Here is a 25,633-nt window from a genome sequence, read left to right as displayed (position 1 = left end):
AGCGCCCCGAAAAAAGGCCCTAACTTATTCATTTCCCCGCCTGAGGTTTGGCATGTCCACGCGAATTTTAGCAATTGATACGGCGACAGAAGCCTGTTCGGTTGCGCTATACAATGAGGGCGAGACGCTCGCTCATTTTGAACTCTGCGCCCGCGAACATACGCAGCGTATTTTGCCGCTGGTGCAGCAGATCCTCGCCGAAGCGGGCCTGACGCTGAATCAGCTCGATGCTCTGGCCTTTGGCCGCGGGCCGGGCAGTTTTACCGGCGTACGTATCGGTATCGGCATGGCGCAGGGATTGTCGCTGGGCGCTGAATTGCCTTTGCTGCCGGTTTCCACTTTACAGACCATGGCGCAGGGCGCTTACCGCCAGACTGGCGCTGAAAACGTGCTGGCCGCCATCGATGCGCGCATGGGCGAAGTGTACTGGGGCGAATTCTCCCGGAACGCTCAGGGTGACTGGAGTGGTGAAAACACCGAGAAAGTGATCAAACCTGAACAACTCATCGAACAGGCCGGCTCACTGACCGGCCGTTTTGCGACCGTCGGCACCGGCTGGGAAGCTTATCCACATTTGCTGGGTGAATCTCCGGTTGCAGAATTATTTGATGGCAAAATGTTACTACCGCACGCGGAAGATATGCTGCCGCTGGCGCTCCAGCTCTGGGAAAACGGCGTTCGCGTAAATCCTGAAGATGCTGAACCCACTTATCTGCGCAACGAAGTTACGTGGAAAAAGCTGCCGGGCCGGTAAGTTACCGCAACTTGTGTACTTAAAAGTGGTCAAAAAAAAGAGTATGCACAGGAGTCATCGCAATGCGTAAGTGGTCAGCAGTCCAGCAGTTTTCGGTTCAGACAGGTAAAAAATGGGCGTTGAGCGCTGTTGCGCTAAGCGTTCTGGTGTTGTCAGGATGTGTCACCGTTCCGGATGAAATCCGCGGGACCACGGCAACGCCGCAAATGAATTTACAGGCGGTGCAGGGCGCGCCGAGTCTGTATATCGGTCAGGAATCACGTTTTGGTGGCAAGGTAGTGGCAGTCACCAATTTGCAAAATAAAACGCGACTCGAAATCGCTACAATGCCGCTTGATGACGGGGCACGACCTATTCTGGGCGCGGCGTCGCGTGGCCGCATCATGGCTTACATCAACGGTTTCGTCGATCCGGTGGATTACCGCAATCAGCTCGTGACCGTGGTTGGTCCGATTACCGGCGTTGAAAAAGGCACAGTAGGGCAGTCGTCCTATGATTTCGTGACTATCAGTGTAAACAGTTATAAACGCTGGCGTATCGAACAACAGGTGGTAATGCCGCCTCAGCCGATGGGGCCGTGGGGCTGGGGTTACGGGGGACCGTACGACAGCTGGGGGCGAGGGTTTGGGCCCGGTTGGGGGCCCGGCTGGTATGACATGGGGCCCGCACGGGTCCAGAGTGTCGTCACCGAATAACCGGCACAATTACGGCGCGCCGCCTCCGCACCGGGCTCCACCTCCGGCTGCGATGAGGCCGGCACCGGGACATCCGGTGCCACCGCCGCCGCCGAAAAAGTAAAGACAGACAAGATCGTTGTTAAGGCGGCTTAATTGCCGCCTTTTTCTTTTTAAGCCACGGACGGTTTGGCTAACGAAGGGCGCAGAAAAAGTGACCCGCCTCTCAACCTCGACATTGTTTGAAACACAACTGGTAAGCTGAGTTAAAATATTGTTAAAGACGTGATAAAACTCGTCGAATTGAGATGGCAACAGTACATGATTTCAGGAGTGATACCTTGGAAAAGGTTTGGCTAAAACGTTATCCGGCAGATGTTCCCGAGAACATCGATCCTGACCGCTACAGTTCGCTGGTCGAGATGTTTGAAAATGCCACGCTGCGTTATGCAGACAGTCCGGCGTTTATCAACATGGGCGAGGTCATGACGTTCCGTAAACTTGAGGAACGTAGTCGTGCTTTTGCGGCCTATCTGCAAAACCAGTTAGGGCTAAAAAAAGGCGACCGCGTGGCCCTGATGATGCCTAATCTGCTGCAATATCCGATTGCGCTGTTTGGCGTATTGCGTGCGGGCATGGTCGTGGTGAACGTCAATCCGCTGTATACGCCGCGCGAGCTGGAACATCAGCTCAATGACAGCGGTGCCAGCGCTATTGTGATTGTGTCCAACTTTGCCCACACGCTGGAAAAAGTGGTCTACAAAACGCAGGTTAAGCATGTGATCCTGACCCGTATGGGCGATCAGCTTTCTGCGGCAAAAGGCACGCTGGTTAATTTTGTCGTCAAATATGTCAAAAGGCTGGTGCCTAAATATCACCTGCCGAATGCGATTTCCTTCCGCAGTGCCTTGCAATACGGGCGCCGTTTGCAATATATCAAACCCGATATCATCAATGACGATCTGGCGTTTTTGCAATACACCGGCGGAACTACCGGCGTTGCGAAAGGCGCGATGCTGACACACCGGAACATGCAGGCCAATCTGGAACAGGCAAAAGCAGCGTACGCACCGTTGCTGCAACCTGGCCATGAACTGGTGGTAACGGCGCTGCCGCTGTATCACATCTTTGCGCTGACAGTGAACTGTCTGCTGTTCCTCGATCTCGGGGGAAAAAGCCTGCTGATCACCAACCCGCGCGACGTGCCGGGCATGGTGAAAGAGCTGTCCAAATATCCGTTCACCGCTATCAGCGGGGTGAATACGTTGTTCAACGCGTTACTCAATAACGAAGATTTCCGTGAGCTGGACTTCTCGACGCTGCGCCTATCGGTTGGTGGCGGAATGTCAGTTCAAAAATCGGTGGCCGATAAATGGGAAAAACTGACCGGCAAGCATTTGCTGGAAGGTTATGGCCTGACGGAGTGTTCGCCGCTGGTCGCGGGCAACCCGTACGACCTGAAACATTACAGCGGTAGCATCGGTTTACCGGTGCCCTCTACGGAAGTGCGTCTGGTGGATGATAACGGCCAGGATGTTGCGCTGGGTAACCCCGGAGAGCTGTGGGTACGCGGGCCGCAGGTGATGCTGGGTTACTGGCAACGGCCTTCAGCGACCGATGAGGTGCTAAAAGATGGCTGGTTATCGACGGGCGATATCGTTACAGTGGACGAGCAGGGCTTTTTGCGGATTGTGGATCGCAAAAAAGACATGATTCTGGTTTCCGGTTTCAACGTTTACCCTAACGAAATTGAAGAGGTGGTTTCACAACATGACAAGGTGCTCGAAGTTGCCGCCATTGGTGTGCCAAACGAGTCGTCAGGTGAAATCGTCAAAATTTGCGTGGTGAAGAAAGACCCGTCACTGACCAGCGAAGAACTTCTGGCACATTGCCGCCGGTTATTAACCGGTTACAAAGTACCGAAGATTGTTGAATTTCGCGATGAGTTACCGAAGTCAAATGTCGGTAAGATCCTCAGACGCGAACTTCGCGATGAGCAGGCAAAACCGAAGGACGATCCTAAGCAGGATGCGGCGTAACGTTTGCCCGCTGCGCTGTGATGGTCACTCTCAACGCCGGATTTGTCCGGCGTTGTCACGTTATAACGCATTAATATTAAGAGAATTAAGATTTGAATTATCAGTTGATCACGACCAATGACGCGCTGGAGCAGGTTTGTCTTCAGGCCAAAGCGCACAGCAAAATTGCGCTGGATACCGAATTCGTCCGTACCCGCACTTATTACCCGCAACTCGGGCTCATCCAGCTTTTCGACGGTGAACGGCTGACGCTGATTGACCCGTTGCCGATTACCGCCTGGCAGCCTTTTATCGATTTGCTGGTCAATCCTGATGTCGTGAAATTTCTCCATGCCGGCAGCGAAGACCTGGAAGTTTTCCTGAACGCTTTTGGCGTGATGCCTTCTCCGCTAATTGATACGCAAATTCTTGCCGCCTTCAGCGGACGTCCGCTGTCTTGCGGGTTTGCCCGTCTGGTGGCAGAAACGACCGGCGTGGAGCTGGATAAAAGCGAATCGCGCACCGACTGGATTGCCCGGCCTCTGAGCGAAAAACAGTGTGTCTACGCTGCTGCCGATGTCTGGTATCTTCTGCCGCTGGCCGACAAGCTGATGCGTGAAACTGAAGAAGCTGGCTGGATGGATGCCGCGCGTGATGAATGTCTGGCGTTGTGCCGCCGTCGTAAAGAGGTTCTTCAACCTGAACTGGCTTATCTGGAAATCGGCAATGCGTTCCAGCTGCGTCCGCGTCAACTGGGTTGTCTGAAGTTGCTGGCCGCCTGGCGGCTCAATCAGGCACGTCAGCGTGACCTGGCCGTCAACTTTGTGGTGCGTGAAGAAAACCTCTGGCAGGTAGCCCGTTATCAGCCTAAATCGCTGGGTGAGCTTGAAGCGCTTGGCCTGAGCGGCCCCGAAATCCGTTACCATGGCCGCACGTTGCTGGCGCTGGTGGAAGAGTCTGAGGCATTGCCGGAAGACGATTTACCGGCTCCTATTTCGAATCTGATTGATCAGCCGGGTTATCGCAAAGTCTTCAAAGACATCAAAGCGCTGATCCAGACCGTGAGTGAAGAAAGCGGGTTAAGCGTCGAGTTACTGGCCTCACGTCGCCAGATCAATCAGTTATTAAGTCGTCACTGGAAGTTAAAAGAGAAGGAATCACAGCCGGAATTAATCAGCGGCTGGAGAGGAAAACTTCTTGCTGAAAGGCTGAACGAAATTCTCAGTCAATATTGATGGGCTTACCGCGTTCAAAATAACTGAATACGAAAACTTAAATTAAAAGGCGGAGATTTTCTCCGCCTTTTTGTTTTGGTTAACCGCATATTAAAATAATAGCGCCCGGGTAATGTTCGCGGATGAAATCACATTAAGGATATTAACCGCCAGGCTAAATGGGATGAGTCTTAATCATAATTTCAGATAATAAATAGAGCAGAGCGCGGAACAATCTCTTTAGTGGGGATACATACAGTGGTGTTGCCAGGGGAAATAAGCAGGTGGGCGGAAATCAGGGAAAAAAATTGAGTAGCCCCCTGAGTAAACAGGGGGCGCTATGCTGAAAGAAACACCTGCAGGCAGACTGCTGTCATTTAGGCGCGTCTTCCGATTCTGACTCTGGCAAGGTGACGTTGAGTTCCAGTACGGAAATATCGTCACCTTTTTGCTCGAACTGAACCTGCAACATTTCGGGGTCAATCTTAATGTACTTACAGATGACCGCCAAAATATCACGTTTTAATTCAGGTAAATACGACGGTTCACTATCCCCTCGACGCCGTTCGGCTACGATGATCTGTAGCCGTTCCTTGGCTATATTGGCTGTCGATTTTTTGCGGGACAGAAAGAAATCTAACAATGCCATGGTTTATCCCCCAAAAAGGCGTTTCAGGAAACTCTTCTTCTCTTCCTCAATAAAACGGAACGCACGTTCTTCACCAAGCAGACGGCTAACGGTATCGTCGTACGCTTTCCCTGCATCAGATTCCTGATCCAGAATGACCGGTTCGCCCTGGTTGGACGCACGCAGTACGGACTGATCTTCAGGAATAACGCCGATCAGAGGAATACGCAGGATTTCCAGCACATCTTCCATGCTCAGCATGTCGCCACGGCTGACACGGCCCGGGTTGTAACGGGTGAGAAGCAGGTGTTCTTTAATAGGCTCTAAGCCTTGTTCCGCACGACGGGATTTTGAGGACAAAATGCCCAAAATGCGGTCGGAGTCACGCACGGAAGAGACTTCCGGGTTGGTCGTAATGACCGCTTCGTCGGCGAAATACAACGCCATTAATGCGCCGGTTTCAATGCCCGCAGGGGAATCGCAAACCACGAAGTCAAATTCCATTTCGGCAAGATCGTTAAGGATCTTTTCTACGCCTTCGCGGGTCAGTGCATCTTTATCACGGGTCTGCGAAGCCGGAAGAATGAACAGGTTTTCAGTGCGTTTATCTTTGATAAGCGCCTGATTCAGCGTGGCATCACCCTGGATCACGTTGACGAAATCATAAACCACGCGGCGCTCACAGCCCATAATCAGATCGAGATTACGCAGACCGATATCGAAATCGATAACAACGGTCTTTTTACCTTTTTGAGCTAAACCGGTAGCAATGGCCGCGCTTGAAGTGGTCTTGCCAACGCCCCCTTTACCCGATGTAACAACTATGATGCGTGCCATGAATGGATTCCTTGTCGAAAGGGCTTAGTTTAAAGGTTGTATGGTTAACACATTATTTATCAGGCTGAGGCGCGCGGCCTGACCGAGATAATCGGTCGGGATTTGATCACTCAGCCAGTATTGCCCTGCGATAGAGACTAGTTCAGCGCCTAAATGGGTGCAAAAAATCTGACAATTTGCATCACCTGCTGCACCAGCCAGCGCTCTTCCTCGCATCATACCGTAGATGTGGATATTGCCATCGGCAATCAGTTCCGCACCTGCGCTGACACTACTGGTCACGATGAGGTCGCTGTTACGGGCGTAAATTTGTTGGCCGGATCTGACCGGAGAACTGACAATGCGGGTTTTCGCCGGAGCATTGTCGGGCACGACAGGAACCGGTGGTTCTGCGGCGATGCGCTGTGCACGGCCTTCACTCAGCAACGGCAAACCGGTGCGGGAAAGTGCGCGTTTCTGCCCTTCGTCTTTACAACCACTGATGCCCACAACGCGAAAACCTGCAGAAGCGACAGCCTGTTGAATGTCTTTCCAGTTTGCTTCGCCGCTCAGCGAGGCAACGTTGATAACAACAGGGGCATTTTTTAAAAAGGCCGGAGCTTGCTCCACTTTTTCCTGTAATGCCTGATAAATAACCTCCGGTTGTGAACTATGTAAATGAACAACCGATAAGGTAAAACTGCTGCCTTTTAGTTCTATTGGCGATTGTGACATCTATCCTGACTCAGTCTCAGCAACTCTAAATCCCCGGAATACCACTCGGGGGGCGATATTCCGATGTACGTTAAGCATGTTATAGTTACAGTTATATCTAGGCAAGCCACCGTTTCAATAAAATAGAGTTAAAAAAATGCTTTGTGTGATCTATAGAAGTACTAAACGCGACCAGACTTATCTGTATGTCGAAAAAAAAGACGATTTCTCTCGTGTACCTGAAGAATTACTCAAAGGTTTTGGCGTGCTGCAGTTCTCAATGATGCTCAATCTGACCGGACGTGAAAAATTAGCGTCTGCGGATATTTCAAAAGTGCGTCAGGCTCTCGAAGAGCAGGGTTATTATCTGCAGGTTCCACCGCCGGTCGAAAGTTTATTGAATATTCATCTGACTGACGCCAGTAAATAACGTATTCCTGACATTTGTTTCGGCATTTCACGCACTTTCGGACGTCATGACTTGCAATCATCGCTGGAGTACTCAAAGCTTACAGCGATGATTCAATTGCAGATGTGATAAGGAAGAATTTGATGAAATTGTCGGCACTGGCCGTGTTAACACCGCTGATTATCCTCAGCGGTTGTGCAGCGCAGAAGGCAACCTCAGGACAAAACACGCCGCAGACTGCGGCAACGACACAACCTTCAGCCGCCGCGCCGGCTCCTACGCCCGGTAAAACATCGCTGGCCGAACAGGGAAGAGACCCCGCAGAGTTTCCCGCTTATGTTGAAAAACTGAAAGCGCAGGCTCTGGCGCAGGGCATCAGCCAGCAAACAATCGATGCCACTTTCGCGAACATCCATTTTGTTGACCGCGTGATTAACTCCGATCGCAACCAGCTGGAAAAGAAAATCACGCTTGATGATTATCTGACCCGTGTCTTGCCAGAGTGGAAAATCAAACAGGGCCAGACCCAATATCAGAATAATTTGCCCGCGCTCCAGCAGGTCAGCGACCGTTACGGCGTTCAGCCGCAATACATCGTGGCGCTGTGGGCGATGGAAAGTAGCTTCGGCAAAATCCAGGGCAAGGAAGATGTGTTCTCCGCGCTGGCAACGCTGGCCTTCGAGGGCCGTCGTGAAGCGTTCTTCACCAAAGAATTTATGGCTGCGTTGAAAATTGTCGATTCCGGTCATGCCACCAGCGATATGATGAAAGGATCCTGGGCTGGCGCAATGGGGCAGTCGCAGTTTATGCCGACGTCCTATCTGAATTACGGTGCGGATGGCAATGGCGACGGCAAAATCGACATCTGGAAAAATACCGATGATGTCTTTGCATCTACCGCGAATTATCTGTCGAAAGAAGGCTGGAAACGCGATCAGGGCTGGGGGCAGGAAGTGAAATTGCCAGCAGGCTTTGACGGCAGTCTGGCGGGCCTGAAAAACAACCAGATGCATCCTGCTACTTATTGGCAGCAAATGGGCATCACGCAGGTAGACGGTAGCCCGCTGGCATCTGCGGCAACCCGCGCATGGATTATCACACCAGATGATACGCAAGGGCGCGCATTCCTGGTTTACGATAACTTCCGTACGATTATGCACTGGAACCGTTCAACCTATTTCGCACTGAGTATCGGAATGATGGCGGATGGCATTATGGGTTCGCAGGCGCCGGTTATTTCTGGTGAAACCGCTCCGGCGGCCACCTCTGCGCCTTCCGTACCGTTAGCGCCAGCCCCGCGTAATCCGTTCAGCGGCTGATTTTTCCAAAAGGAGTGGCTGTATGTATCAACACAGAGACTGGCATGGCGCGTTACTGGATTTCCCGGTGAACAAAGTCGTGTGTGTGGGCAATAACTATGCCGATCACATCAAAGAAATGAGCAGTCAGATTTCCGCCGAACCGGTGGTGTTTATCAAACCGGAAACAGCGCTGTGTGATATCCGTCAGCCGCTCGCGATTCCGAAAGATCTGGGTGCGGTACATCACGAAGTTGAGCTGGCCGTGCTAATAGGCACGCCGCTCAAACAAGCCACGGAAGATCGCGTTGCCAATGCTATCGCCGGTTATGCGCTGGCGCTGGATTTAACGCTGCGTGATTTGCAGACGAAATTCAAAGCGGCGGGGCAGCCGTGGGAAAAAGCCAAAGGCTTCGACGGTTCCTGCCCTATCAGCGGATTTATTCCGGTGAGTGAATTTGGTGATGCGCAGCAGGCTGATTTGCAGCTGTTCGTTAACGGTGAAACACGGCAGGAAGGCAATACCCGTAACATGCTGACGCCGCTGTTGCCGCTGATTGCTTACATGAGCCGTTATTTCACGCTGCGCGCGGGCGATATCATTCTGACCGGCACGCCGCAAGGCGTCGGGCTGCTGAAAGCGGGTGACGAAATTGTGGCTACACTTAACGGTAAGTCTGTTTCAACACGCGTGATCTGAAACAAACCCTCTCTCCGCCGGAGCAGCTTTCCGGCGGCTTTACTTGCATCTGCAGGCTAAAGCGTCTATATAAGCACCCTCATTTTATTTATACCGGATGCACATTATGACTGAACCCGCTTTTTGGCAGCAAAAAACGCTGTCTGAAATGACTGACGAAGAATGGGAAGCATTGTGCGACGGTTGCGGACAATGCTGCTTACATAAGCTGATTGATGAAGATACCGAAGAAATTTACTTCACCAACGTTGCCTGTAACCAGCTCAATATCAAATCCTGTCAGTGCCGTAACTACGAGCGTCGTTTTACGCTTGAAGAAGACTGCATCAAGCTGACCCGCGAAAATCTGACCACCTTTGACTGGCTGCCGCCGACGTGTGCTTATCGTCTGATTGGCGAAGGGCGCCCGCTGCTGCCGTGGCATCCGCTGCTGAATAAAGCCTCTAAATCAGCGATGCACACCGCACAAATCTCCGTTCGTTATATCGCGGTTCGCGAAGACGATGTGGAAGACTGGCAGGATCACATTATGAATAAGCCAAGCTGGGCGAGATAACCCGCTGATAGGAAATAAGAAAGGATTTCAGGCATGAGAGTGTGGGGCAGAGACGGGGTATGGCCCGCTACGTGGAGTTCAAAATCCTTCTGATTCCCTGCCTCTCCCGCGTAACCGGGATGCAATGATTTACTTGAAAATTCCGTAGACTACCATTCCTGCAATAACCCAGAACGCGACACAGGCTGTCACGCAGATTACCCAAATGGCCCAAACGGGGAGTTTGTTTAAACGTTCTAACCCCATATTTGCTATCACCTCTGATTTTAGACATAAAAAAGCCCCGGCGACCGCCAGGGCGTAATTCCTATCATACATTCATTTTTATATTTCTGAATCGGGTCTGACGCCATTTAATGCATTCAGCGCTTCCGCATCCAGTTCCGGATCGGCTTTATCGATCAGTCGCGTAATTTCAATCAGCGCCTGGAATTGTTCAAACAAAAGTGTGGCATCCGATTTAAGCACATCATCTGCGGAATCCAGCACGGAATTGATCGCTTTGTTCACGCTTTCGATGGCTTCCTGCGGACCGCCATTTTTGCCCACGGTAAGGAAAACAGCACTCAGCAAAAGCGACTGAGCCTCAACCTGCGCGGTCAGCTGCTTTGCATCCACCTCCATCCGGGAAATCTTTGCGACCATGCTTAAGATAATATTTTTCATTGCTACCCCTTCAGAGACAAATGTTGAATCGCCTCCACATTTCTACGCCAGGTTCGAAAATCTTCATAATGAAATTTGAAAAAAATGAGCGACCACACAGGCCGCTCACTGATAGGGGTAAACCGGTAGTCGTTTACGATGCGGTTTTATCCGCGTCCGGATGGTTTTTCCCTTCTTCTATAAAGTCTTCGTCAATCATATCGGTATTATTCTGATGCTCACGTCCGGAAAGAATATTCCAGCAGGCGATGAACAGGGCAGCAATCAACGGACCGATAACAAAGCCGTTGATACCATAAACTTCCATCCCGCCCAGCGTGGTGATCAGAATGAGATAATCCGGCATTTTGGTGTCTTTGCCGACCAGCAGCGGACGCAGAATATTATCGACCAGGCCGATAACCACCACGAAGAAGACGATGAGGAAAATCGCCTGCCACAACATTCCTGAGGCGAAGAAGTAGATCGTCGCCGGTACCCAAATGATCGCCGAACCGACCGCAGGAATAATCGACAGAAACGCCATCAGCGCGCCCCACAGCAGGCTGCCATCGATACCTGCAATGTAGAATGCCAGCCCGCCGAGCGCACCCTGAACGATCGCAACCACCACCGTGCCTTTCACCGTTGCGCGTGAAACGGCGGCAAACTTCATGAACAGATGATGTTTCACATGGCGGGAAAGCGGCAGGGCTTCCAGCGTCAGATTAACCAGATACGCGCCGTCTTTAATCAGGAAAAACAGGATATACAGCATGATGCCAAAACCGACAACAAAGCCGAACGTGCTCTTACCAATCACGAAAACGCTGCCTGCCAGATACTGACTTCCCTGTAATGCGACGTCTGAAAGTTTTTTCTGAATCTCAGCCGTGCTGTCTAAATTGTGATCGGCAAGGAAATGGCGCGCCCATCTTGGTAAATGGTGAATGGTGTCAGACACCAGCGTAGGCAGCTGCGATTCATTACCCTGAAGTTTGGTGTAAACCGTATTGAATTCTATGGCCAGTGAAGAAGTAATAATCGCCAGCGGTGTGAAAACAATCAGACAAATAATCAGCACGGTCAGCAGTGAGATCAGGCCGTTGCGGTCACCGATAAATTGCTTCAGCCGGTTTTTCATCGGATTAAAAATTACCGCCAGAATGATCGCCCATAGAACGGAAGAATAATAAGGCCTTAATACATCCAGGAAGGCCAATGTCACAATAAAAAGGATCATAATGAAGAAACCCTTTGAAAACCCTTTAACCACCATATCTCTTCCTCTGTTGAGCGCATAAGCTCTCGTAGCATAGAACTCATTGACGTTTTTACAACTATCGCTCTTTTTTCGTGCGGCAGCGGTTTTAATTTCCGCTGAAAAACGCCATAAAAAAAAGCGCCCTGAGGCGCTTTTATCGTCGACATGTCTGGAATTAACGACCGAACAAATCACGACGTTTTGGTTTTACGAACTGGGCCAGTAACACCAGGATCCCGATGATCATAAAGACGCTGAAGATAACAACCAGCCACTGAGGCATACCCAGAGACAGAAATTCCCACTGTTTTTCAGCACAATCACCGCTGGCGATGAACATCCACGGGAACCATTTGTCCAGTGGCAACCAGGTCGGGAAGCGGGCTGCAAAATCGCAGGTGGCGAACGGAGAAGGGTGCAACTGAATCATGGTATGTTCCCATGACAGGCGGATCCCTTCATACGCGCTGTAAAGCCAGATAAGGATACCGGCGTAACGCAACCAGGTCGCCGGGGCTATTGCGCCCACCAGACCTGCAGCCAGTATGCCCATCAGCGCACAACGTTCGTAGATACACATGACGCACGGTTTCAGCAACATCACGTGTTGGAAATACAACGCAACCAGCTCAAGCGCCAGAGCGGTCAGAGCCATCAGAAGCCATGCACCGCGGCCTTGCGAGCAACGGTTAAGATATTGCAACATAGAAATTTTTTCCCTGCAGTTAGCTACTGACACGCAGTGTAAACCAATTGGACCCCGCTGCCAGCCTGTCTCCATCAATATTCGATAAATAATTAATATAAATCGGACAATTCGACTTTAAATTCGGCTATTTTCTGAGTCAGAGCTTAGTCACAGAATTACCGACCTGATCCTCGTGCCGGTCAATGTAATGGGGAAAATGTCAGCCATCCCATGTCGGTGTACCACTGCGTCATTTCCGGCAGAAGGAATTGCACACAAAGCAGACCTGCGAGCGTCATCACTATTGTGTATGGCAGTGCCATCCATACCATCCGGCCATACGAAAGGCGGATCAGCGGCGCAAGGGCGGACGTCAGCAGGAACAGAAATGCCGCCTGACCATTTGGTGTCGCGACGGAAGGCAGGTTTGTACCGGTATTAATGGCGACCGCCAGCATCTCAAACTGTTGCAGATTAATGGCACCGTTTTCCAGCGCGGATTTCGCTTCATTGATATAGACCGTGCCGACAAAGACATTATCGGAAACAGAAGAAAGCAACCCGTTGAACAGATAGAACAGCGAAAGCTGATTGGCTGGCGCAGATTGCAGAACGAAATTCACAATCGGGCTGAATAAGTGCTGATCGACAATCACTGCGACAACCGCAAAAAATACCACCAGTAGCGCGGTAAACGGCAGGGAATCCTGAAATGCTTTGCCGATAGCATGTTCGTCCGTCACGCCGCAAAATGCCGTTGCGAAGATAATTACGGACAGCCCGATCAGCCCGACTTCGGCCAGATGAAACGCGAGCGCGATAATCAGCCAGACGCCAATCAGCGCCTGCACGGCCAGTTTGATACGTTCCTGACGTGTGCTGTTTTCGGTGTTTTTCTGATCGTACTTTTTGAGAACCTCGAAGACCGGTTGTGGCAACCGTGCGCCATAACCAAACAGGCGGAAACGCTCGACCAGCGAGCAGACGATAAAACCGCAAATGAACACCGGCACGCTGACCGGTGACATGCGGATCAGAAAATCAGTGAACTGCCATCCGGCGGCTTTCGCGATGATCAGGTTCTGTGGCTCGCCGACCATCGTCATGACGCCGCCCAGCGCGGTGCCGACGCCGGCATGCATCATCAGGCTGCGTAAAAAGGCGCGGAACTGTTCCAGAACGCCGCTGGTTTCGGCATTTCCGCCCGTAGCGGACGCGACGTTGTGATAAATCGAATAGAAACCTACGGAAACGCTGATGACCACGGCAATGACCGTCAGCGCATCCAGGAAGGCAGAAAGGAAAGCGGCGGCGAAACAAAACGCAAGCGAGAGGGCGATTTTATTGCGCAGATTCAGCAGGAGTTTGGTGAAAACTGTCAGAAGCAGCTGCTTCATAAAGTAGATACCGGCGACCATGAAAATCAGCAGCAAAATCACTTCCAGATTGCCCGCCACTTCTTCGCGAACTCTTTCAGCACTTGTCATACCTATCATCACGGCTTCAATGGCCAGCAAGCCGCCCGGTTGCAGCGGATAGCATTTGAGCGCCATGCCGAGCGTGAAGATGAATTCGATCATCAGTAACCAGCCCGCTAAGAAAGGACTGACCAGAAAGAACACCAGCGGGTTAATAATCAGAAAGGCCAGAATGGCTATTTTGTACCAGCCAGGGGATTGCCCGAGAAAGTTTTTAATAAATGCGTGGCGGAAAGTTGTATCCATAATTCCCAGCGATCCTTTATGGTTATTTTGCTGCGGTATCAGAAAGATAGAACAGTGTAATACTCCGGTGAAAAATTTTCTCCTGCAGCGGGGTAATATTAAGTCCTTAAAAAAAGGGAAATTCTGCCAACCCCTGCACAGTTTCAACATTAGTTCCGTCCGGGCGCTATAACCGCTGATTTTCATCTGGTATGATGAGCTCAACTATATCCCTGATAAATGCCTCACACGGAACGACAAACACATGGTTATTAAGGCACAAAGTCCTGCCGGTTTTGCCGAAGAGTACATCATCGAAAGTATCTGGAACAGCCGGTTTCCGCCGGGTTCAATCTTGCCTGCGGAGCGGGAACTTTCAGAACTCATTGGCGTAACCCGAACCACATTACGTGAGGTTTTACAACGTCTTGCCCGTGATGGCTGGCTGACCATTCAGCACGGTAAACCGACGAAAGTGAACAACTTCTGGGAAACTTCGGGGCTGAATATTCTGGAAACGCTGGCACGACTTGATCACGACAGCGTTCCGCAGCTCATCGACAATCTTCTGTCCGTGCGTACCAATATCGCGACCATTTTCATCCGCAAAGCGATGCGAACGAATCCCGAAGAAACACAAAAGGTGCTGGCGAAAGCGGCCGAAGTGGAAGATCAGGCCGAAGCTTTTACCGCGCTGGATTACGGTATTTTCCGCGGTCTGGCCTTTGCGTCCGGCAATCCGATTTACGGTCTGATCATTAACGGGTTACGCGGATTGTATACCCGCGTCGGACGCTATTACTTCTCCAATCCTGAAGCACGTAAACTGGCGATCACTTTCTATAAAAAGCTGTCTGACATCTGCCACGAAAAAAGCTACGAGCAGATTGTGGATTGCGTGCGTAATTATGGCCGTCAGAGTGGTGAGATCTGGCATAGCATGCAGGGTACAATGCCGGGTGATCTGACTGAACAGAAACGCTGATTTTTACGGGTTCTGCTGAAATGAGAAAGGGCGCTTAGCGCCCTTTTTTAATGCCTGAACTTGCCTGCTCTGAACGGTACGCCGGTCAGAGCGGCGTTGGCCGCGGCGGGCAACGTTCCAGCAGTTCCACGCTGCCGTCTTCGTTGAGTTGCTCTATAAACACATCGAAGCCCCACAACCGGTGAACGTGTTTCATCACTTCACGACGGCTCTTGTCCAGCGGCGCTCGGTCTTGCGGGATATAGCGCAGCGTCAGCGAACGGTCACCGCGCAGATCGACATTCCAGACCTGAATGTTTGGTTCGTGGTTACTCAGGTTGTACTGCGCCGACAGTTCCTGACGGATGGCGCGATAACCCTCCTCATTATGGATCGCTGCGATTTCCAGATAGTTATTATGGTCGTCATCCAGCACGGTAAATAACCGGAAATCACGCATCACTTTCGGCGACAGAAACTGGCTGATAAAGCTTTCATCTTTGAAGTCCCGCATCGCGAAATGCAGCGTCGTCAGCCAGTCTGAACCGGCAATATCCGGGAACCAGTAACGATCTTCTTCGGTCGGTTCCTGACAGATACGTTTGATATCCTGGAACATCGCGAAGCCGAGCGCATACGGATTGATCCCGCTGTAATAGGGGCTGTTATACGGCGGCTGATACACTACATTGGTGTGGCTGTGCAGGAACTCCAGAATGAAACGATCCGAGACTTTTCCTTCGTCATACAGATGATTCAAAATGGTGTAGTGCCAGAACGTCGCCCAGCCTTCGTTCATCACCTGAGTCTGTTTTTGCGGATAGAAATACTGGCTGATTTTACGCACAATGCGCAAGATTTCCCGTTGCCAGGATTCAAGCAGTGGCGCGTTTTTCTCCATGAAATACAGCAGGTTTTCCTGTGGCTCAGAAGGGAAGCGGCGCGCCTGTTCAGGGGCATCCACACTGTCTTTGCGCGGCAGCGTTTTCCACAGCGAATTCACCTGACTTTGCAGATATTCTTCACGACTTTTCTGCCGCGCCAGTTCTTCCTGCAAAGAAATCTTCTGCGGGCGTTTATAGCGGTCCACGCCATAATTCATCAGCGCATGGCAGGAGTCGAGCAACCGTTCGACTTCATCGACGCCGTAGCGCTCTTCACATTCGCTGATATAGCGTTTGGCAAACAGCAGGTAATCGACAATCGAACTGGCGTCGGTCCAGCTTTTAAACAGGTAGTTATTTTTGAAGAAAGAGTTGTGGCCGTAACAGGCGTGCGCCATAACCAGCGCCTGCATCGTGATGGTGTTTTCTTCCATCAGATAGGCGATACACGGGTTGGAGTTGATGACGATTTCGTACGCCAGCCCCTGTTGTCCGTGTTTATACAGTTGCTCGGTTTCAATGAATTTCTTACCGAACGACCAGTGTGTGTAATTGATAGGCATGCCGATGCTGGAATAAGCATCCATCATTTGTTCAGAAGTGATGATCTCGATTTGATGTGGATACGTCTCCAGCCGGTATGACTTGGCGACACGGTCAATTTCTTCGAGATAGGTTTGTAATAACTCAAACGTCCAGTCCGGTCCATCGCTAAGACGTTTGTCCTCAGTTTTTTTCTTTTGGGTCACTGTCGTCATAAGCCGCACCCTCATTCAGTTATGGACGCTACAGAGTGTTTGATTCACAACCTTTTCTTAAGACTTCGCACGTCCTTTGATAATCGTAGCTCAATCTGAGTGTGCTGCAGGATAAACACCATGAATCCATTCCTCATCAAATCTATATCCTGATGGAAAGAGGCTGTCAATCGGTGCGCGATGGAGACCCAAAGCCGCAAAGAACCGGGCTTTGGGTCAGTTTCAGACAGGTGAGGACGGGGTAAACCCGCTATTAACTGCGGATAAACTCTAATAAATCTTCATTAATCTGATCTTTATGTGTGCTGCATAAACCGTGGGATGCGCCCGGATAGACTTTGCCTTTTCCGTGTGGAAGAAGCTTGAGCGCGGCTTCGCTGGAAGAGGCCGGGGGCACAATCTGGTCATCGTCACCGTAGATGACCAGCGTCGGGATAGTCATTTTTTTCAGGTCTTCACGCTGGTCGGTTTCAGAAAAAGCTTTCACGCAATCATAAAGTGCTTTGATTGACGCCTGCATGCCCTGACGCCAGAAACTCTGACGCAAACCTTCTGAAACTTTCGTTCCTGCGCGGTTAAAGCCGAAAAAGGCATCTGGCAAATCCAGGAAAAACTGCGAACGGTCTTTTTGAACACCATCACGGATCCCGTCGAATACAGAAAGCGGCAGACCGGCCGGGTTGAAATCCGTTTTGACCATAATCGGCGGCACCGCACCAATCAGCACGGCTTTGGCAACGCGCGCCGTACCGTGGCGGCCAATATAACGCGCTACTTCGCCACCGCCGGTCGAATGCCCGATATGCACAGCGTCTTTCAAATCTAAATGGCCAGTGAGTTCGGCCAGGTCATCGCCGTACTGATCCATATTGTGCCCGTCCCACGGTTGCGAGGAACGCCCGTGTCCGCGGCGATCATGCGCAATCACACGGAAGCCTTTATCCGCCAGAAACAGCATCTGATCTTCAAATGCATCGCCGGACAACGGCCAGCCATGGCTGAAAACCACTGGCTGGCCGCTACCCCAGTCTTTGTAAAAGAGTTGAGTGCCATCTTTGAGTTTCAGAAAATTTGAGTTATTCACTGGTGACTCCTTATCGCTGAAATGAACGGTACAGTTTAGGAAACTTTCGAAGTGTAGGTCACTAATTGAACGATTGCGATATTGCTCACATTTTGAGCTGGCAATGCAGGCGGACAGTTTTGCCAGAATAAACCTGATACTTAGCAGGGTTAAGATATTGAAACCCGGTTTTCAGAGGGGTAGCATTTATCCGCTATTGTTTGTTACTGATGCTGAGGAGGTCAAAAAATGGTAAATACGTTTACTTATGACAGATATAGAAACCGGATCGGCCAGGGCACCCGCGTCATGGATGCTGAAACAGGCGTGACGGGTAAAATTGCCGCGTTTCATGTGCAAAACGGTTCTCCGGAAGAACTTCGCCGGGAAAATTGTGTGGAACTGGTAGGGCAAAAAGGCCTGTTTAAACCCGTTTCACTGATGAGACTCGAAGCCACAACAGCCTGAAAATATCTCTCCTGATGTTGTCCTGCATAGCCAAAGGCCACTGTTAAAAGTGGCCTTCATGTTTTCCGATGATGGGAAAAAATTCTCCCACCCAGACCGTGCGTGAAAAACTCGCTTTATAAACTCCCTGCAAGCATTAAGCCCGTTTCATGTGCGGAATATCAGGTAATGTCACACACCGCCTTTATATTAGTGAATTGTGCTGAAATATTGCTTGTATACAAGAATAAAAGACCACGGCCAAACCCGGCGCGAAAGTGGAGGCGGCTGATGACATCAATGCAGTCATTGCTATCAAAAAACCATAACTTTCTCTCTGCAAAGCCGGAATGTTGCAAGATATCGTTATTTATTTGCAGCTGTTGAAAAAAATCCCGCCATGAACGATAAATAAATGTGAAACAACTCACGGTTATGAACGCCTGTGTTGGCGATTTTTCGCAGTCAGGTTAATTTCCTGTCATCAGAATATTATGCTTTGTTTTGTCGTGGAGTGGAGTCGATATGCGTGTGGTGATTTTAGGCAGTGGTGTGGTCGGTGTCGCCAGTGCATGGTATCTGGCTAAAGCGGGACATGATGTGACGGTTATCGATCGTCAGTCCGGGCCTGCGGAAGAAACCAGTGCGGGGAATGCGGGGCAGATCTCACCGGGCTATGCTGCACCGTGGGCGGCTCCGGGTGTTCCTGTTAAAGCAATCAAATGGATGTTCCAGAAGCATGCGCCGCTGGCAATTCGTCTGGACGGAACCCCGTTCCAGCTGAAATGGATGTGGCAAATGCTGCGTAACTGCGACATGAACCACTATCAGACCAACAAAAGCCGCATGGTCCGTCTGGCGGAATACAGCCGCGATTGCATGAAGGCGTTGCGCGAAGAAACGGGTATTCAGTACGAAGGCCGTCAGGGCGGTACGTTGCAGCTGTTCCGTACGGCGCAACAGTTTGAGAGCGCGGCGAAAGATATCGCAGTGCTCGAAGACGCCGGTGTGCCGTATCAGTTGCTGGAATCCAGCCAGCTGGCGACGGCGGAACCGGCTCTGGCGCAGGTCGCGCACAAGCTGACCGGCGGTCTGCGTTTACCTAATGATGAAACCGGCGACTGTCAGCTGTTCACCCGTACGCTGGCAAATATGGCGCGCCAGGCCGGCGTAAAATTCGAATTCAACCGGACGGTCGATAAGCTGCTTGTTGAAAACGGCGAGATTACCGGTGTGCAGTGTGGCGACGAGCTGGTGAAAGCGGAGGCTTATGTGGTGGCATTCGGTTCTTATTCCACCTCGCTGCTTGCGGATTTGGTGTCTATACCGGTGTATCCGCTGAAAGGCTATTCACTGACAATTCCGATCACTGACCCGTCCTCTGCACCGGTTTCTACCGTGCTGGATGAGACTTATAAAATTGCGATTACGCGTTTTGATAATCGCATCCGTGTCGGCGGGATGGCGGAAATTGTTGGTTTTAACCTGAAGCTGGCGCAGGCGCGTCGTGAAACGCTGGAAATGGTGGTTAAAGATCTCTATCCGAACGGCGGCAACGTGGAGGCGGCGACTTTCTGGACAGGCTTGCGGCCGATGACGCCTGACGGCACGCCGATTGTGGGCCGTACGCGCATTAAAAATCTGTATCTGAATACCGGCCACGGCACGCTCGGCTGGACAATGGCCTGCGGTTCCGGTCAGCTGTTATCGGACATTATATCCGGCGTGACACCGGCAATTCCTTCTGATGATTTATCGGTTGAGCGTTACAGCCCTGGTTTTATCGCCCGTCCGGCTGGCCCGCATAAAATGCATCCGGTGTCTTAAACCGGTTTTTCTCCCCCCGCACGGTGACTGACGCCGTGCGGGCGTTACTTTGCACTTTGCCGGAGCTGGTATGCCTCGCCCGATTTCAGCCACTTTATCTCTGTCTGCGTTATCCCAAAATCTCAATGTTATCCGCGGCTTTGCTCCTAACAGCAAAGTCTGGTCGGTGGTGAAAGCCAACGGATACGGCCACGGGATTTCCCGTATCTGGAAAAGCCTGTCAGCTACGGAGGGTTTCGCATTACTCGATTTCAACGAAGCGATATTACTGCGTGAATCTGGCTGGCAGGGGCCGATCCTGCTGCTGGAGGGTTTCTTTTCTCCCGCGGATTTAATCACGATAGATTACTATCGCCTGACGACGTCAGTACACAGCGACTGGCAAATTCAGGCATTGGCGCAGGCAAACCTCAGCCAGCCGGTGAATGTTTATCTGAAAGTGAACAGCGGTATGAACCGTCTGGGATTTGCACCGGCGCGCGTCAGCGATGTCTGGCATCAGCTGCGTGAACTCAAGCAGGTCGGGGAAATCACGCTGATGAGTCACTTCGCCACGGCGGACAGCGTCGAAGGCGTGGGTGCGCAGATGGTGGCCGTAAATCTGGCCGGGCAAAATATTTCCGGGCCGCGTTGTCTTGCCAATTCGGCGGCGACGCTCTGGCATCCGTCGACGCATTATGACTGGATCCGTCCGGGGATTATTTTGTACGGCGCGTCGCCGAGCGGGCAGTGGCAGGACATCGCCCAAACCGGGCTGCAACCGGTGATGACGCTGAAAAGTGAACTGATCGCCGTGCAGGCACTTAACGCAGGTGACCGTGTCGGGTATGGCGGGCGTTATCGTGCAGGACAACCGCAGCGTGTGGGCGTGGTGGCCTGTGGTTATGCCGATGGCTATCCGCGGCATGCGCCTTCCGGCACACCGGTCTGGGTGGATGGCGTAAGAACAAAAACGGTAGGAACAGTTTCGATGGATATGCTGGCGGTGGATTTAACGCCGTGTCCGCAGGCACAAATCGGTGCGCCGGTTGAACTGTGGGGCAGTAATCTGCCGGTGGATGATGTGGCGACGGCTGCCGGTACGCTGGGCTACGAACTGCTGAGCGCGCTCGCGCCACGCGTACCGGTTATAACCGTCGGATAACGTTTTTTAGCTTTCCAGACGGGTCAGCTGACCCGTCGATTTCTTACTGGCACGACGCGCCAGCATCGCCAGACATCCTCCCGCCAGCATCACCAGCGCAAGGCTCAGCTTAGGTTGTAACGGCAACGCCATCGCAATAAAGCCCAGCAGCGCACCACCGGCCATCTGCACTGAACCGACCAGCGCAGACGCCACACCGGCTTCACTGGAGAACGGCTCCAGCGCATAGCTGGTGGCGGGCCCCATCAGGAACGCTAACCCCGCGCAGGCGCTGGCAACCGGCAGCATATACAGCCACGTCGCGGTTTGTTCTGCCGGTGGCACCAGCGTGATCCCGGCAATCAGCCCCAGACAACCGGCAAACATCAGGATACCGCCGGCTTTCAGACACACCGGCCGTCCCACTTTGCGGATAATACGGTTGGCAATAAAGCTCACCGCCATAATCCAGAAGCCGTTTGCGCCGAACACAATGGAAAATTCTAATGGTGTGAGGCCTGCCACGTTCATCAGCACGGTCGGCGCCAGCGAGACATAGGTCAGCGCCATGCCCATCGCCCCTGCGTTAACCGCGGCGAAAGTGACGAAACGGGGATCCGACAGAATCCGCGCGTACTGGCGAAACGGCAGCCCGGAGTTGGTTTGGGTGTCCGCCGGGCGGGTTTCCGGCAGTTTGAAAATGACCAGCAGCATGACCGCCACGGTGTAACCCGCCAGCGCCCAAAACGGTGCCCGCCAGCCATAATATTGCGCAATCAGGCCGCCAATGAGGGGTGCAAGCGCAGGGATAATATTGAGCGTCCCGTTGAGGAAACCGTAGGCTCGGGCGGCGTCGTTGCCGCTCATGCGGTCACGCACACCGCTGAAAATCACCACCGACGTACAGCACACGGCCAACCCCTGAACCACACGGGATAACAGGAACATCCACGGCGCAACCGACATTGCCGCGATAATTGCGCCCGCCAGATAGACGACAATGCCGATAATCGCGATCGGGCGGCGTCCAAATTTATCCACCAGCGGACCGGCAACCAGTTGCCCTAATCCCATCACCAAGATGAATAGCGAAATCGAAGACTGAATTACCGCTTCGGTGCTTTGCAAGCCAAGGGCAATCGCCGGGATGGCGGGCAGGTACAGATCGATACCCAGAGGGCCGAGCAACACCAGGCTCAGCAGCAGAAAAAGGAATTTTTGCATTGGAAACATCACTGTCAGTCAGTCCGGAAGGGGACTAAGGGTAATGATTTCGTTAATGAATGGAAAGGAACTTGTGATTTCAAAGGCGAAAGGGAGAAGCCGGTAGAAAAAACGGACACGCAATACGTGCCCGTTACAGAGATTGCCGTCAGAAATTATTTTTTCTTCCAGAAATCATCGAACACCGTGACCGGCGGCTGACGTTTATGTTCGGTGCGCAGGTACCAGCCTTCGATAATCGCCGCGACGCTGTCATCCACTTTTTTGCCTTCAAGATAATCGTCGATCAGCTCGTAGGTCACGCCCAGCGCGACTTCATCCGGCAGAGAAGGGCGGTTTTCTTCCAAATCTGCCGTCGGCGCTTTGGTATACAGATGTTCCGGGCAGCCCAGCGTTTTGAGCAGCGCTTTACCCTGACGTTTGTTCAGGCGGAAAATCGGGTTGATATCCGTGCCGCCGTCGCCATATTTGGTGAAGAAACCGGTAACGGCTTCGGCTGCGTGATCCGTCCCGACGACAACCCCTTTTTTCATTCCGGCAATGCTGTACTGGGCTTTCATTCGCTCACGCGCTTTTTCATTACCTTTAATAAAATCGCTCAGCTCAATGCCAATTTCACGTAATGTCGCTTCGCTCGCCAGCACCGCATTTTTAATATTTACGGTCAGAACCTGATCGGGCTGAATAAAAGTGATGGCGTCCTGACAATCGGACTCGTCAGCCTGCACGCCGTACGGCAAACGCACGGCGATGAACTGGTAATCATCTTCTTTCGTTTCTGCGCGTAATTCACTAATTGCTGTTTGGCAAAGTTTGCCGGTAAGAGTAGAATCTTGCCCGCCGCTGATCCCCAGAACCAGTGTCCTGATGAACGGATGGGCCAGCAGATAACTTTTGAGAAAATCGACGCTGACGCGGATTTCCTGTGCGGCATCGATATGCGGTTTAACGTGCAATGCCTGAATAATCTCTTTTTGTAAAGCCATGACCACTCCTCCTGAAGGCTGCCTTCGAGGAACCCGAGGCAAAAAATAAGATGTTATCAGGATAAAACTACCCCGCATCGCTCAAAAGGACAAGATTCAGCGACGAGTTCGGCGGAAATCTGTACGTCGCCAGCTCGCAAGCTCTCTGACGAGAGCGGCAGGGCAAGAAGTCAGTTTGGCGCACCAGGAATGATTACAGAACTGCATTGAAATAAAAATCAATGAAAGAGAACGTAATGATTTTGTATGTTTCTATTGCCGGAAATATATGTCATTCGGAACTATCTAAAAAAGCCGCTTTATTAAGATATCCCGTGCTGAGTGCGTTATATTTGTTGCGGTAAAAATATTTGTATGTATGTGCCATCGAAACGGAGTTGTCAGGCTTGATTAACGGATCCTAATTAATGGCATAAATCGTGTGATCTACTCTCGTTATTTGCCTTAAGTCTTATTGGGGAAACAAAATGTTTTTTCGGGTTGTACGTCGTTTACCAGCTTGTGCCGTAATTTGCGGTGCAGCGCTGTTCAGTATTTCAAGCCTTGCAGACACTACCATTTTCACTGCGCTCGATGATCCTGCTCAGGCGAAGAAGCCCTTCGTAGGCAATGTGCAGGCGGGTTACAGTGCACAAACCGGTAACACCAGCAACTCCACGCTGAATGCTGATACCACCATGACCTGGTTTGATACCAACACGGCTTACAGCCTGTGGGGTTCTGCGCGTAATACCTCTTCTTCCGGTGTCCGTTCATCCGAGAAGTATCAGGCGGGCGGTCGTACCCGTTATAATCTGGATAACGCGAACTACGTCTTTGGTCAGGCGAGCTGGCTGAGCGACCGTTATAACGGCTATCGCGCGCGCGATGTCGCAACCATCGGTTACGGTCGTCAGATCTGGAGCGGTCCGGTTCATACGCTGAATCTGGAAGCCGGTCCTGGTGTTCGTCACGATGAATTCGAGCAGGGCGGCCACCAGACCCGTGCTCTGGCATACGGTTCAGGGACTTACGGTTATCAGATCAGCGATACCGCACGTTTCACGCAGGGCTTCTCCGTATTAGCCAACGATGAAACCACACTGAACTCAGAAACTGCGCTGACTGTAGCTATCAATAGCCACTTCTCGCTAAAAGTTGCGTATGACGTAACTTACAACACTAAACCACCAGCCAGTGCGCCGGATAAAACCGACACCGTCACTTCTGTGAATCTGGTTTACGGCATGTAATTTCCTTCGCGAAATTGTCGAAAAAGCCAGGGGAGAGATCCTCTGGCTTTTTTTATGCCCCGATTGGCGGCCGGTGAGTACAGAAAGTAGCAGAAGGAAAAAAAACTCAAATGATAACCATTATCACTATTGATCAGAGTAATCCTAGCTGGTAGTCTTTGTATCGCCCCTCGTAGAGCTAACACCGCTTTCGGGTGAGTGCCGGAGATAAGCGCCGGAAGGGGTTGCTTCAGGATGTGTTTCAAAAATGCAGCGATACAAGGATGTACGCAATTTACATACCAGGCCCAATCCATAAAATAATGACCGGGCCTTATTTTGTGTCTGCAAATTAACCTTAAATATAATGACTCACCTGAGTCTCAATCCTTGCCGTGGTCGTTTTAAATTCTTTTGCCAATAAAGCGATAAACGCATCGCGGTCGATATGCTCTAGCTTTCCCTCGTGATAACCCTCTGAATACGAAACATAAAGCCCGTCTTCAAACCCTATCTCTACAGGTTCATCTTCAATACGAATTTTTTCCATAATGTATTCCTCAACCCTTTGTTAAAAAAAGTAAAAGAAGTCAGCATCACAGGTGATTGGGGTCTTAAATTTATAGAAGATAGTGTGACGGCTGGCGGGAACGTAATCTGTGATCGTGGGCGAATAACCTTATACGTAGCAGGTTATTGTGAGGATGATTCCACAAAAAAGCCGGCGAGGATTTTGCCGGCTTTTTAATTAACGTCGAACATCAACTGTTCTCAGTTTGTTTGTGGAGCAGCTTGCGAAGCTGCAACCAACTGATTTTATGACGTAAAAAATCTTCCCCAAAATCCCTCCAAAACTTTCCCCCAAAATGAATTTTAAAAAATTCACTCCGCCGCGGGTAATCTTGCCCAGTTTTTCAACCAGCCTGATATGCGGTCATATAGCCAAAGTGATCCAATTTGCGCCTCGGTCATCATGGTATTTTTCAGTCATCGATGGGCTTTGTTGAATAAATCGGATTTAGATAAAAGCTCCCCTCGTCGCTGACTTTCTCAGGCAATCCTTAC

25 protein-coding genes are annotated in these 25,633 nt (G+C 51.3%); 13 read left to right on the top strand and 12 right to left on the bottom strand.

Translation table 11 applies throughout. From position 1 onward, the window contains the following. The first annotated feature begins 52 nt into the window (after positions 1-52). From tsaB to rnd, 4 genes are all read left to right on the top strand, one after another. A complete protein-coding gene (gene tsaB / locus J8X26_RS23745) occupies positions 53-754 on the top strand; it encodes a tRNA (adenosine(37)-N6)-threonylcarbamoyltransferase complex dimerization subunit type 1 TsaB (protein ID WP_152327063.1) in 702 nt (233 codons plus the stop codon). 62 nt (positions 755-816) lie between these two features. Beyond that, positions 817-1,449 carry a Slp family lipoprotein gene (locus tag J8X26_RS23740; RefSeq protein ID WP_208952149.1) on the top strand — a complete coding sequence of 211 codons (633 nt, stop codon included), beginning with the start codon at positions 817-819 and terminating at the stop codon, positions 1,447-1,449. 320 nt (positions 1,450-1,769) lie between these two features. Continuing rightward, positions 1,770-3,467, top strand: a complete 1,698-nt coding sequence (gene fadD, locus J8X26_RS23735; protein ID WP_208952148.1) for a long-chain-fatty-acid--CoA ligase FadD — start codon at positions 1,770-1,772, stop codon at positions 3,465-3,467. Between the two features lie 92 nt (positions 3,468-3,559). Beyond that, the gene (gene rnd / locus J8X26_RS23730) at positions 3,560-4,681 is read left to right on the top strand and encodes a ribonuclease D (protein WP_208952147.1); all 1,122 of its coding nucleotides are present in this window, start codon (positions 3,560-3,562) and stop codon (positions 4,679-4,681) included. Positions 4,682-5,033: 352 nt separating this feature from the next. Here rnd and minE read toward each other — a convergent pair whose 3' ends face one another. Genes minE through minC form a run of 3 tightly spaced genes read right to left on the bottom strand, consistent with a single transcriptional unit; the run spans position 5,034 to position 6,839 of the window. Next, positions 5,034-5,309, bottom strand: coding sequence for a cell division topological specificity factor MinE (minE, locus tag J8X26_RS23725; RefSeq protein WP_152327067.1), 276 nt, complete (start codon positions 5,307-5,309; stop codon positions 5,034-5,036). A gap of 3 nt (positions 5,310-5,312) precedes the next feature. Then, entirely contained in the window at positions 5,313-6,125 is an 813-nt protein-coding gene (minD, locus tag J8X26_RS23720) for a septum site-determining protein MinD (protein WP_013575324.1), read from the bottom strand. A 24-nt stretch (positions 6,126-6,149) separates the two neighbouring features. Beyond that, entirely contained in the window at positions 6,150-6,839 is a 690-nt protein-coding gene (minC, locus tag J8X26_RS23715) for a septum site-determining protein MinC (RefSeq protein ID WP_152327068.1), read from the bottom strand. Positions 6,840-6,975: 136 nt separating this feature from the next. Between minC and J8X26_RS23710 the strand changes: the two genes are divergently transcribed. The 4 genes from J8X26_RS23710 to J8X26_RS23695 all read left to right on the top strand — a co-directional run bounded on the left by J8X26_RS23710 (position 6,976) and on the right by J8X26_RS23695 (position 9,781). Beyond that, the gene (locus J8X26_RS23710) at positions 6,976-7,248 is read left to right on the top strand and encodes a YcgL domain-containing protein (RefSeq protein ID WP_208952146.1); all 273 of its coding nucleotides are present in this window, start codon (positions 6,976-6,978) and stop codon (positions 7,246-7,248) included. Positions 7,249-7,370: 122 nt separating this feature from the next. Continuing rightward, positions 7,371-8,546: a lytic transglycosylase domain-containing protein gene (locus J8X26_RS23705; protein ID WP_208952145.1), complete on the top strand. Its 1,176-nt coding sequence runs from the start codon at positions 7,371-7,373 to the stop codon at positions 8,544-8,546. A 22-nt stretch (positions 8,547-8,568) separates the two neighbouring features. Next, entirely contained in the window at positions 8,569-9,225 is a 657-nt protein-coding gene (locus tag J8X26_RS23700) for a fumarylacetoacetate hydrolase family protein (protein ID WP_208952144.1), read from the top strand. A 106-nt stretch (positions 9,226-9,331) separates the two neighbouring features. Further along, entirely contained in the window at positions 9,332-9,781 is a 450-nt protein-coding gene (locus J8X26_RS23695; protein WP_101080018.1) for a YcgN family cysteine cluster protein, read from the top strand. Positions 9,782-10,105: 324 nt separating this feature from the next. Here J8X26_RS23695 and iraP read toward each other — a convergent pair whose 3' ends face one another. The 4 genes from iraP to nhaB all read right to left on the bottom strand — a co-directional run bounded on the left by iraP (position 10,106) and on the right by nhaB (position 14,102). Next, positions 10,106-10,447 carry an anti-adapter protein IraP gene (gene iraP / locus J8X26_RS23690; protein WP_152327073.1) on the bottom strand — a complete coding sequence of 114 codons (342 nt, stop codon included), beginning with the start codon at positions 10,445-10,447 and terminating at the stop codon, positions 10,106-10,108. A 133-nt stretch (positions 10,448-10,580) separates the two neighbouring features. Continuing rightward, positions 10,581-11,705 (bottom strand): AI-2E family transporter, encoded by a 1,125-nt coding sequence (locus J8X26_RS23685; protein WP_152327074.1) that lies wholly within the window; start codon positions 11,703-11,705, stop codon positions 10,581-10,583. A 160-nt stretch (positions 11,706-11,865) separates the two neighbouring features. After that, on the bottom strand, positions 11,866-12,396 hold the full coding sequence (gene dsbB, locus J8X26_RS23680) for a disulfide bond formation protein DsbB (RefSeq protein ID WP_152327075.1): 531 nt from the start codon (positions 12,394-12,396) through the stop codon (positions 11,866-11,868). 182 nt (positions 12,397-12,578) lie between these two features. Next, entirely contained in the window at positions 12,579-14,102 is a 1,524-nt protein-coding gene (gene nhaB, locus J8X26_RS23675; RefSeq protein ID WP_208952143.1) for a sodium/proton antiporter NhaB, read from the bottom strand. A gap of 244 nt (positions 14,103-14,346) precedes the next feature. Here nhaB and fadR point away from each other — a divergent pair, with 244 nt between their 5' ends. Then, positions 14,347-15,066 carry a fatty acid metabolism transcriptional regulator FadR gene (gene fadR / locus J8X26_RS23670; RefSeq protein ID WP_165057781.1) on the top strand — a complete coding sequence of 240 codons (720 nt, stop codon included), beginning with the start codon at positions 14,347-14,349 and terminating at the stop codon, positions 15,064-15,066. 85 nt (positions 15,067-15,151) lie between these two features. Here fadR and J8X26_RS23665 read toward each other — a convergent pair whose 3' ends face one another. Together J8X26_RS23665 and J8X26_RS23660 are read right to left on the bottom strand one after the other, a co-directional pair. Next, positions 15,152-16,687 carry a SpoVR family protein gene (locus tag J8X26_RS23665; protein WP_152327078.1) on the bottom strand — a complete coding sequence of 512 codons (1,536 nt, stop codon included), beginning with the start codon at positions 16,685-16,687 and terminating at the stop codon, positions 15,152-15,154. A 253-nt stretch (positions 16,688-16,940) separates the two neighbouring features. Beyond that, the gene (locus J8X26_RS23660) at positions 16,941-17,771 is read right to left on the bottom strand and encodes an alpha/beta fold hydrolase (protein WP_152327079.1); all 831 of its coding nucleotides are present in this window, start codon (positions 17,769-17,771) and stop codon (positions 16,941-16,943) included. Positions 17,772-17,999: 228 nt separating this feature from the next. On the opposite strand from J8X26_RS23660, the gene ydfZ reads away from it, so the two are divergent. From ydfZ to dadX, 3 genes are all read left to right on the top strand, one after another. Continuing rightward, entirely contained in the window at positions 18,000-18,218 is a 219-nt protein-coding gene (gene ydfZ / locus J8X26_RS23655; protein WP_208952142.1) for a putative selenium delivery protein YdfZ, read from the top strand. A 504-nt stretch (positions 18,219-18,722) separates the two neighbouring features. Continuing rightward, a complete protein-coding gene (locus J8X26_RS23650) occupies positions 18,723-20,024 on the top strand; it encodes a D-amino acid dehydrogenase (RefSeq protein ID WP_208952141.1) in 1,302 nt (433 codons plus the stop codon). A 70-nt stretch (positions 20,025-20,094) separates the two neighbouring features. Continuing rightward, positions 20,095-21,168 (top strand): catabolic alanine racemase DadX, encoded by a 1,074-nt coding sequence (dadX, locus tag J8X26_RS23645; RefSeq protein ID WP_208952140.1) that lies wholly within the window; start codon positions 20,095-20,097, stop codon positions 21,166-21,168. A 6-nt stretch (positions 21,169-21,174) separates the two neighbouring features. Here the strand turns inward: dadX and J8X26_RS23640 are convergent, their stop codons facing one another. Together J8X26_RS23640 and nadE are read right to left on the bottom strand one after the other, a co-directional pair. Further along, complete coding sequence (locus J8X26_RS23640; protein WP_152327083.1) at positions 21,175-22,371, bottom strand: multidrug effflux MFS transporter; 1,197 nt, start codon at positions 22,369-22,371, stop codon at positions 21,175-21,177. Between the two features lie 155 nt (positions 22,372-22,526). Then, a complete protein-coding gene (nadE, locus tag J8X26_RS23635; protein WP_208952139.1) occupies positions 22,527-23,357 on the bottom strand; it encodes an ammonia-dependent NAD(+) synthetase in 831 nt (276 codons plus the stop codon). Positions 23,358-23,824: 467 nt separating this feature from the next. Here nadE and J8X26_RS23630 point away from each other — a divergent pair, with 467 nt between their 5' ends. Next, positions 23,825-24,589 (top strand): YdiY family protein, encoded by a 765-nt coding sequence (locus J8X26_RS23630; RefSeq protein ID WP_152327085.1) that lies wholly within the window; start codon positions 23,825-23,827, stop codon positions 24,587-24,589. Positions 24,590-24,926: 337 nt separating this feature from the next. On the opposite strand, the gene J8X26_RS23625 is transcribed toward J8X26_RS23630, so the two are convergent. Next, a complete protein-coding gene (locus J8X26_RS23625) occupies positions 24,927-25,118 on the bottom strand; it encodes a hypothetical protein (RefSeq protein WP_152327086.1) in 192 nt (63 codons plus the stop codon). Positions 25,119-25,633 lie beyond the last annotated feature (515 nt).

Origin of the sequence: Rahnella sp. ChDrAdgB13, from assembly GCF_017655185.1 — a bacterium.
GTDB classification, from domain to species: Bacteria; Pseudomonadota; Gammaproteobacteria; order Enterobacterales; family Enterobacteriaceae; genus Rahnella; species Rahnella contaminans.
This window is presented reverse-complemented; position numbering and strand designations above follow the sequence as displayed.

Excerpts from the sequence above, each read along its gene's own strand:
- J8X26_RS23665 (WP_152327078.1), bottom strand. The coding sequence starts at position 16,687 with ATGACGACAGTGACCCAAAAGAAAAAAACTGAGGACAAACGTCTTAGC.
- J8X26_RS23695 (WP_101080018.1), top strand. The coding sequence starts at position 9,332 with ATGACTGAACCCGCTTTTTGGCAGCAAAAAACGCTGTCTGAAATGACT.
- J8X26_RS23685 (WP_152327074.1), bottom strand. The coding sequence starts at position 11,705 with ATGGTGGTTAAAGGGTTTTCAAAGGGTTTCTTCATTATGATCCTTTTT.
- minD (WP_013575324.1), bottom strand. The coding sequence starts at position 6,125 with ATGGCACGCATCATAGTTGTTACATCGGGTAAAGGGGGCGTTGGCAAG.
- minE (WP_152327067.1), bottom strand. The coding sequence starts at position 5,309 with ATGGCATTGTTAGATTTCTTTCTGTCCCGCAAAAAATCGACAGCCAAT.
- iraP (WP_152327073.1), bottom strand. The coding sequence starts at position 10,447 with ATGAAAAATATTATCTTAAGCATGGTCGCAAAGATTTCCCGGATGGAG.
- nadE (WP_208952139.1), bottom strand. The coding sequence starts at position 23,357 with ATGGCTTTACAAAAAGAGATTATTCAGGCATTGCACGTTAAACCGCAT.
- dsbB (WP_152327075.1), bottom strand. The coding sequence starts at position 12,396 with ATGTTGCAATATCTTAACCGTTGCTCGCAAGGCCGCGGTGCATGGCTT.
- J8X26_RS23710 (WP_208952146.1), top strand. The coding sequence starts at position 6,976 with ATGCTTTGTGTGATCTATAGAAGTACTAAACGCGACCAGACTTATCTG.
- J8X26_RS23630 (WP_152327085.1), top strand. The coding sequence starts at position 23,825 with ATGTTTTTTCGGGTTGTACGTCGTTTACCAGCTTGTGCCGTAATTTGC.
- dadX (WP_208952140.1), top strand. The coding sequence starts at position 20,095 with ATGCCTCGCCCGATTTCAGCCACTTTATCTCTGTCTGCGTTATCCCAA.
- J8X26_RS23650 (WP_208952141.1), top strand. The coding sequence starts at position 18,723 with ATGCGTGTGGTGATTTTAGGCAGTGGTGTGGTCGGTGTCGCCAGTGCA.
- J8X26_RS23700 (WP_208952144.1), top strand. The coding sequence starts at position 8,569 with ATGTATCAACACAGAGACTGGCATGGCGCGTTACTGGATTTCCCGGTG.
- minC (WP_152327068.1), bottom strand. The coding sequence starts at position 6,839 with ATGTCACAATCGCCAATAGAACTAAAAGGCAGCAGTTTTACCTTATCG.
- J8X26_RS23625 (WP_152327086.1), bottom strand. The coding sequence starts at position 25,118 with ATGGAAAAAATTCGTATTGAAGATGAACCTGTAGAGATAGGGTTTGAA.
- J8X26_RS23705 (WP_208952145.1), top strand. The coding sequence starts at position 7,371 with ATGAAATTGTCGGCACTGGCCGTGTTAACACCGCTGATTATCCTCAGC.
- nhaB (WP_208952143.1), bottom strand. The coding sequence starts at position 14,102 with ATGGATACAACTTTCCGCCACGCATTTATTAAAAACTTTCTCGGGCAA.
- J8X26_RS23740 (WP_208952149.1), top strand. The coding sequence starts at position 817 with ATGCGTAAGTGGTCAGCAGTCCAGCAGTTTTCGGTTCAGACAGGTAAA.
- tsaB (WP_152327063.1), top strand. The coding sequence starts at position 53 with ATGTCCACGCGAATTTTAGCAATTGATACGGCGACAGAAGCCTGTTCG.
- ydfZ (WP_208952142.1), top strand. The coding sequence starts at position 18,000 with ATGGTAAATACGTTTACTTATGACAGATATAGAAACCGGATCGGCCAG.
- fadR (WP_165057781.1), top strand. The coding sequence starts at position 14,347 with ATGGTTATTAAGGCACAAAGTCCTGCCGGTTTTGCCGAAGAGTACATC.
- J8X26_RS23640 (WP_152327083.1), bottom strand. The coding sequence starts at position 22,371 with ATGCAAAAATTCCTTTTTCTGCTGCTGAGCCTGGTGTTGCTCGGCCCT.